Origin of the sequence: Aeromonas sp. QDB30, assembly GCF_027707645.1 — a bacterium.
GTDB classification, from domain to species: Bacteria; Pseudomonadota; Gammaproteobacteria; order Enterobacterales; family Aeromonadaceae; genus Aeromonas; species Aeromonas caviae.
In genome coordinates this window covers 1-702 of sequence record NZ_JAPCIY010000195.1, presented here as the reverse complement: position 1 = coordinate 702, position 702 = coordinate 1, and the positions used below count along the sequence as shown (strand labels likewise).

Below are 702 nucleotides of genomic sequence, written 5' to 3'. Positions count from 1 at the left end.
GGTCTTGTTGCTCAAATCGGGGAACTATCTGTCATCTCGGTGATCTGATCCTGTAGCGCAGTCTCCGAGAGCATCAGATGGGCAAGTCCAAGCACAAGATCAGCAACTGGCAGCAGTACAACCAAGCCTTGGTGCAACGCGGTTCGTTGACCATCTGGATGGACGAACAAGCCATTAAGCAGTGGCATTGCCTGGTCCACCATGGCCGCCGAGGGAGAGGTTTCCACTACAGTGACACCGCCATTGAGACGGCCCTGATGCTAAAAGGCTTGTTCAAGTTGCCGCTGCGGGCGCTAGAAGGCTTCATTAACTCGTTGTTCCAACTGATGGCGGTGCCTTTGCAGTCGCCGGACTATAGCTGTATCAGCAAGCGCGCCAAGACCGTCGACATCAAGTACCGCCTCCCCAGCCAAGGCCCGGTGGCTCACTTGGTCATTGATGCCACCGGCCTCAAGGTCTATGGCGAAGGCGAATGGAAAATTCGCAAACACGGCAAGGAGAAGCGACGAGTGTGGCGCAAGCTCCACTTGGCGGTGGATGCCACAACCCATGCGGTCATCGCTGCCGAAGTCAGCCTGGAGACGGTGGCGGATAACGAGGTGTTACCGACGTTGCTCAACCCCTTACGACGCAAGATAAAACAGGTCAGCGCCGATGGTGCGTATGACACCAAGGCCTGTCATGCGCTACTGAAGAAAAAGG

General features: G+C 56.1%; 1 protein-coding gene. It reads left to right on the top strand.

Translation table 11 applies throughout. The features are described 5' to 3' along the window. Window positions 1-77: 77 nt before the first annotated feature. On the top strand, window positions 78-702 hold a 625-nt coding region (locus PG896_RS21085), incomplete at its 3' end, for an IS5 family transposase (protein WP_270836205.1).